6 protein-coding genes are annotated in these 6,844 nt (G+C 72.7%); 4 read left to right on the plus strand and 2 right to left on the minus strand.

Features of this window, described 5'->3' with window-relative positions:
• Nucleotides 1-38 precede the first annotated feature (38 nt).
• Nucleotides 39-974, minus strand: coding sequence for a cyclase family protein (locus tag IO36_RS29990; protein WP_037624276.1), 936 nt, complete (start codon nt 972-974; stop codon nt 39-41).
• A gap of 96 nt (nt 975-1,070) precedes the next feature.
• Between IO36_RS29990 and IO36_RS29995 the strand changes: the two genes are divergently transcribed.
• The 3 genes from IO36_RS29995 to IO36_RS30005 all read left to right on the plus strand — a co-directional run bounded on the left by IO36_RS29995 (nt 1,071) and on the right by IO36_RS30005 (nt 4,297).
• Nucleotides 1,071-1,982: an SDR family oxidoreductase gene (locus tag IO36_RS29995; RefSeq protein WP_037624278.1), complete on the plus strand. Its 912-nt coding sequence runs from the start codon at nt 1,071-1,073 to the stop codon at nt 1,980-1,982.
• Between the two features lie 28 nt (nt 1,983-2,010).
• Nucleotides 2,011-3,183, plus strand: coding sequence for an acyl-CoA dehydrogenase family protein (locus tag IO36_RS30000; protein WP_037624280.1), 1,173 nt, complete (start codon nt 2,011-2,013; stop codon nt 3,181-3,183).
• Nucleotides 3,184-3,247: 64 nt separating this feature from the next.
• Nucleotides 3,248-4,297, plus strand: a complete 1,050-nt coding sequence (locus IO36_RS30005; RefSeq protein ID WP_037624281.1) for a Zn-dependent alcohol dehydrogenase — start codon at nt 3,248-3,250, stop codon at nt 4,295-4,297.
• Nucleotides 4,298-4,376: 79 nt separating this feature from the next.
• Here the strand turns inward: IO36_RS30005 and IO36_RS30010 are convergent, their stop codons facing one another.
• Nucleotides 4,377-5,378: a GlxA family transcriptional regulator gene (locus IO36_RS30010; RefSeq protein WP_037624282.1), complete on the minus strand. Its 1,002-nt coding sequence runs from the start codon at nt 5,376-5,378 to the stop codon at nt 4,377-4,379.
• A gap of 71 nt (nt 5,379-5,449) precedes the next feature.
• Between IO36_RS30010 and IO36_RS30015 the strand changes: the two genes are divergently transcribed.
• On the plus strand, nt 5,450-6,787 hold the full coding sequence (locus IO36_RS30015; protein WP_037624283.1) for an MFS transporter: 1,338 nt from the start codon (nt 5,450-5,452) through the stop codon (nt 6,785-6,787).
• Nucleotides 6,788-6,844: the final 57 nt, after the last annotated feature.

The following is a 6,844-nucleotide window of genomic DNA, read 5'->3' on the forward strand; positions in this document are numbered from 1 at the left end:
GCGGACGGTCGGGGAGCGGACGGTCGGGGATCGGGCGGTCAGAGGATCGCCACCGGGGCCACCGGTGTGCCGGTGCCGCCGACGAACGGTTCGGGCATCGCCGACAGCAGGAAGGCGTACCGGTTCTCTTGTCCACAGGCTGTGGACAACTCTTCGAGATTCCAGTTCTGGCCTTGCAGCATCCCCATCTCGACCAGGTCGAGCGCGTGCACGGGCAGCCACAGATCCTCGATCTCGGGCGGGAAGATCTCGAAGGTCAGGGTGTCGTTGGCGACCGCCGCCACGTCGCGGGCGTGGAACCACTCGGGGGTGCGCACCGAAAGGCCCGGCGACGGATAGCCGTACCCGTGCTTGTCGCCCGCCAGGTACACCTGGATCTGCCCGGTCCGCACCAGCACGATGTCGCCCGCCCGCACCCGCGTCCCGGCCAGTTCCTCCGCCGCCTCCAGGTCCTCGGGAGTGACGGCGTGTCCGCCGGCCAGCCGGTGTTCGCCGCGCGCCCGCGCCACGTCCAGCAGGACACCGCGCGAGACGATGTGCCGCGCCTTGTCGATCCCGCCGAACTCCGCGCCGCCGTGCGGGGTCACGGTGGAGGCCGGGCGGCCGTTGTAGAGCAGGCCGGAGTGCGAGACGTGCGGCAGCGCGTCCCAGTGGGTGGCCGCCTGGAGGCCCATGGTCACGGCGTCGTCGCTGCACGCCACCGTGCCGGGGCCGAAGATCTCCTGGTTGATCTGCACCATCGCGTGCAACGGGTTGACCCGCCCCGGGATCATCCCGGTCTGCACACCGTCCTGCTGGAGCGGCAGCGCGAGCGGAATCCGGCGCCCGCTCCGCACGGTCGCCGCGGCCTCCCGCACCACCGCGTCGGTGATGAGGTTCAGCGTCCCGATCTCGTCGTCGGCCCCCCAGCGCCCCCAGTTGTTGACGCGCTTGGCGATCTCGTGGAACTCCGGACGGAGCGCGGGCTGCGACATGAGTCCTCCCCGGGGTCTTGTCTCCAGGCATCTGACGGGTCGTAGAATCCGAGTTGAATCTAACGGACCGTCAGAAACTGCGGGAAGGGGCCGGGCATGGGGAACTTCCTTGCGGGCAAGGTCGTCGCCGTCACGGGGGCGGGCCGGGGGATAGGCCGGGCGGTCGCCCTCGCCGCCGCCGCCGAGGGCGCCCGCGTCGTCGTCAACGACCACGGGGTGTCCATCGAGGGCTCCGAGCCCACGAGTTCGGTCGCCGACACCGTCGTCAAGGAGATCGAGGCCGCCGGCGGGGAGGCGGTCGCGGTGGCCGACGACATCTCGACGATGGAGGGCGGACAGCGTGTGGTCGACACCGCGCTCGCCTCGTACGGACGGATCGACGGGGTGGTGTGCGTGGCCGGCATCCTGCGCGAGCGGATGCTGTTCAACATGACCGAGCAGGAATGGGACCCGGTCGTCGCCACCCATCTCAAGGGCACGTTCACCCTCTTCCGGGCCGCCTCCGCGGTGATGCGCAGACAGGGCTCGGGCACGCTGATCGGCTTCACCAGCGGCAACCACCAGGGGTCGGTGGCGCAGGCCAACTACAGCGCGGCCAAGGGCGGGATCATCTCGCTGGTGCGCAGCGCGGCCCTCGGACTGCACAAGTACGGGGTCACCGCGAACGCCGTCGCGCCCGTCGCCCGTACCCGCATGTCGGCGAACGTGCCCATGGAGCTGAAGGAGATCGGCGAACCGGAGGACGTGGCCGCGCTCGTGGTCTACCTGCTCTCGGACCGGGCCCGCGAGGAGCGCATCACCGGGCAGGTCTACACGATCGCCGGCCCCAAGATCGCCGTCTGGGCCCAGCCGCGCGAACTGCGCGCCGGATACGCCGAGGGCGCCTGGACCCCGGAGCGGATCGCCGACTTCCTGCCCGGGACCGTCGGCGTCGATCCCATGCCGCTGCTGGAACAGCTGGAGGCGATGGCGCGGGCCGCGGCGGACCAGGCACGCCCCAACGCCTAGCCGCTTCCGGTCCGTGGGAGGAGAGCGCGTGGACTTCGCATTCGGTCCGCAGGACGAGGACTTCCGGCGCGAGGCGCGGGCCTGGCTGGAGGAGCATCTGACCGGTAGCCCCGCGCGCCGCGCCTGGGAGCGGGAACTCGGCGGCGCCGGCTGGATCGGGCTCGGCTGGGCGGAGGACGGGTACGGCAACCGGCGCGTGGACCTGACCCGACAGGTCGTGTGGGCCGAGGAGTACGCCCGCTCGAAGGCGCCGGCCCGCTCCGGGCACATCGGCGAGAACCTGCTGGCGCCCACGCTCATCGCGCACGGGAGCCCGGAGCAGAAGCGCCGCTTCCTGCCGCCGGTCGCCCGCGGCGAGGAACTGTGGTGCCAGGGCTACAGCGAACCCGGCGCCGGCTCGGACCTGGCCGGCGTCCGCACGACCGCCGTACGGGACACGGGAGCCGGCGCCACGGGGGCCTACCGGATCACGGGACAGAAAATCTGGACCTCGCTCGCGCACGAGGCCGACTGGTGCTTCGTGCTCGCCCGCACGGAGCCGGGGTCCGCCCGCCACCGCGGACTGTCCTTCCTGCTCGTCCCCATGGACCAGCCCGGCCGGATCGAGGTCCGCCCGATCCGCCAGCTGACCGGCACCAGCGACTTCAACGAGGTGTTCTTCGACGGGGCGGTGGCGTCGGCCGCGGACGTCGTCGGCGGCGAGGGCGACGGCTGGCGCGTCGCCATGAGCCTGCTCGGCTTCGAGCGCGGGGTCTCCACCCTCGCCCAGCAGATCGGCTTCGCCGGGGAGTTGGCGCGCGTGCTGCGCACCGCCGCCGCGACGGGAGCGGACCGGGACCCCGTCGTGCGCGAGCGACTGGTGCGGCTCTGGGCCGAGTTGCGCGTGATGCGCTGGAACGCGCTGCGAACGTTGGGTGGTTCGGGCGGCTCTGGTGGTGCGAGCGCGCCGAGTGTGGCGAAGTTGTCGTGGGGCGGCTGGCACCGGCGGCTGGGGGAGGTCGCGGTCCTGGTGAAGGGGGCCTCCGCGACGGTCGGTCCGGCGGACTGGTCGGCCGAGCGGCCCTACGAACTGGACCCCGCCCAGCACCTGTTCCTGTTCAGCCGGGCCGACACGATCTACGGCGGCTCGGACGAGATCCAGCGCACGATCATCGCCGAGCGCGCGCTCGGCCTGCCGAAGGAGCCCCGGGGCCGGCCATGACCGGCCCCGGAACCAACAGCCCAGGAGCTGCCCGGGGAGGCCCGGGAAGAGGGGAGCCGGCGCGATGCGAGGCGTGATCTTCGACGGGAAGAGGACCCGGGTCGTGGACGACCTGGAGATACGGGATCCGGGTCCCGGGGAGGTCCGGGTGGCGATCTCCGCGGCCGGGCTCTGCCACAGCGACCTGTCCGTGGTGGACGGGACCATCCCGTTCCCCGTCCCCGTGGTGCTCGGCCATGAGGGGGCGGGCGTGGTGGAGGCCGTGGGGGCGGGCGTCACCCATGTCGGGCCCGGCGACCATGTGGCGCTGTCCACCCTGGCCAACTGCGGGACCTGCGCCGAGTGCGACCGGGGGCGGCCCACGATGTGCCGCAAGGCGATCGGCATGCCGCAGCGGCCGTTCACCAGGGCCGGCGAGCCGCTGTACCAGTTCGCCGCCAACTCCGCCTTCGCGGAACGGACGGTGGTCAAGGCGGTGCAGGCGGTCCGGATTCCCGAGGACATCCCGCTCACCTCGGCCGCGCTGATCGGCTGCGGGGTCCTCACGGGCGTCGGGGCGGTCCTGAACCGGGCCCGGGTCGAGAGCGGGGACACCGTCCTGGTCATCGGCACCGGCGGCATCGGCCTCAACGTCCTCCAGGGCGCCCGGCTCGCGGGCGCGACGACGATCGTCGCCGTCGACTCCAACCCGGCGAAGGAGGCCGTGGCCCGGCGGTTCGGGGCGACGCACTTCCTGACCTCGGTCGACGGGGTGAAGGACGTCCTGCCCACCGGTGCCCAGCACGCCTTCGAGTGCGTCGGCCGGGTCGAGCTCGTCCGCGCGGCCGTCGACGCGCTCGACCGGCACGGCCAGGCGGTCCTGCTCGGCGTCCCCCCGGCCACGGCCGAGGCATCCTTCCGCGTCTCCTCGATGTACCTCGACAAGTCCATCCTGGGCTGCCGCTACGGCTCGTCCCGCCCCCAGCGCGACATCGCCCGGTACGCCGAGCTGTACCGCCGGGGCCGTCTGCTGCTGGACGAACTGGTGACGGCGACGTACCCCGTCGAGGACTTCGAGCGCGCGGCGGAGGACGCGCACGCGGGGAAGGTGGCGCGGGCGGTGCTGACGTTCTAGAGCGTGTTGCGAGGCAGGCGGGACTTTCGGAACACGCCCCAGGAACGGCCGCGGACGCCGGGGAGCGGGTGCCGGGAGGTCATCCGCTGGTGCCGGTGCCGGATCTGAACGTGCGGCGGTAGGCGGTCGGGGTCACGCCGAGGGTCGCCTGGAGGTGCTGGCGCATCGACTGGGCCGTGCCGAAGCCGGCGTCGCGGGCCACGTGGTCGACCGGCAGGTCGCTGGACTCCAGCAGATGGCGGGCGTGTTCGACGCGCTGCTGCGTCAGCCACTGGCCCGGACTGACCCCGACCTCCTCGCGGAAGCGCCGGGTGAAGGTGCGGACCGACATGGACTCCTGCTCGGCCATGTCACGCAGCTGGATGGGCTCGTGGAGGCGGCCGAGCGCCCACGCCCGGGCGGCGGTCGTCCCGGACGACCGCGCCTCCGGGACCGGGCGCCGGATGTACTGCGCCTGCCCTCCGTCGCGGTGCGGCGGTACGACGGTCCGGCGGGCCACCTCGTTGGCGACAGCCGCGCCGTGGTCACGCCGTACGAGGTGCAGGCACAGGTCGATCCCGGCCGCGACCCCGGCGGAGGTGAGGACGTCGCCGTCGTCGACGAACAGCACGTCCGCGTCGACCTCGATCCGCGGGAACAGCCGCTGGAAGTGCTCGGCGTGCATCCAGTGCGTGGTGGCGGGGCGGCCGTCGAGATATCCGGCGGCGGCCAGGACATAGCTGCCGGTGCAGATGGAGACGAGCCGGGTGCCCGGACGGACATGCGTGAGGGCGGCCGCCAGTTCCGGCGTCAGGACGCCCTTCTCGTGGACGGGACCGAGTTCGTACGAGGCCGGGACGACGACCGTGTCGGCGCCGGCCAGCGCCTCGGGCCCGTTGGGGACCATGACCGAGAAGTCCGCGTCCGTCTCGACGGGCCCCGGCGGCCGCACCGAGCAGGTGACGACCTCGTACAGCGGGCGTCCGCCGGTGTCCCTGGCCTTGCCGAAGATGCGCTGCGGGATGCCCAGCTCGAAGGGGAGCAGCCCGTCGAGCGCGAGGACGACGACGCGGTGCGGGGGCGGCGTACCGGGAGTGGCCATGGCCCGATCCTAACGAATGCTGTCCCTCGGGCCAGTGGTTCAACGGTGTCCGTTCCCCGAAGCTCTAGGACGTGACCCAGACAACCGAAGCCGCGCAGGTCCCGGAGGACTCCCGTCCCGTCCGCCCCGCCCCCTCCCACCGCATCCACCGGGCCTGGTTCGTCGCCGCCGTCACCTTCGTGACGATCATCGGCGCGGCCGCCTTCCGGTCGCTCCCCGGACTGCTGATCGACCCGCTGCACCAGGAGTTCCACTGGTCGCGCGGCACGATCGGCGCGGCCGTCTCGATCAACCTCGCGCTGTACGGACTCACCGCGCCGTTCGCGGCGGCGCTCATGGACCGCTTCGGCATCCGCCGGGTCGTGGCCGTCGCCCTGACCGTGATCGCGATCGGCTCCGGACTGACCGTCTGGATGACCCAGGCCTGGCAGCTGATGCTCTGCTGGGGCCTGCTGGTCGGTCTGGGCTCCGGTTCGATGGCCCTCGCCTTCGCGGCCACGGTCACCAACCGCTGGTTCACCGAACGCAAGGGCCTCGTGACGGGCATCCTGACCGCGGCCTCCGCCTCGGGCCAGCTCATCTTCCTCCCGCTGCTGTCCTGGATGGTCACCGATCACGGGTGGCGGCCGGCCGCGGTCACCGTCGCCCTCGCGGCCCTCGCGGTCGTCCCCTTCGTCTGGCTGCTGCTGCGCGACCACCCGGCCGACGTGGCTCAGATGCCTTACGGGGCAAAGGAGTTCGTGCCGAAGCCCGCGCCCGTGCCGGGTGCCGCCCGGCGCGCGGTGACCGTGCTGCTCTCCGCCGTCCGCACGGGCCCGTTCTGGCTGCTGGCCGGGTCGTTCGCTATCTGCGGGGCCTCGACCAACGGGCTGGTCCAGACGCACTTCGTGCCCGCGGCGCACGACCACGGCATGCCCGTCACCGCCGCCGCCTCGCTCCTCGCGGTCATCGGCGTCTTCGACGTCGTCGGCACGGTCGCCTCCGGCTGGTTCACCGACCGCTTCGAGCCGCGCCGCCTGCTGGCCGTGTACTACGCCCTGCGCGGCATCTCACTGCTGTTCCTCCCGATGCTCCTGGCACCCTCCGTGCACCCGCCGATGGTCTTCTTCATCGTCTTCTACGGCCTCGACTGGGTCGCCACCGTCCCGCCGACCCTCGCCCTGTGCCGTGAGCAGTACGGCGAGGACAGCGCCATCGTCTTCGGCTGGGTCCTCGCCTCCCACCAGGTCGGCGCCGCGCTCGTCGCCTTCCTCGCCGGCGTCGCCCGCGACCACTTCGGGCGCTACGACGTGGTCTGGTACTCCTCGGGCGCGCTGTGCGCGGCGGCCGCGCTGATGGTCCTGGTGATCCGGCGCAGGCGTCCGGCCTCCCCGGCACGGACCGCGGGGGTGACGCCGGCTGCGGCTTGAGGGGTGAGGTGGTTTTGGGGCGGGGGGTGCGGGGTGGCGCCGGGTTCGGCGTGGGGG

The sequence above is a fragment of the Streptomyces aureus genome (assembly GCF_000725495.1).
In the GTDB taxonomy this organism is placed as follows: Bacteria; Actinomycetota; Actinomycetes; order Streptomycetales; family Streptomycetaceae; genus Streptomyces; species Streptomyces aureus_B.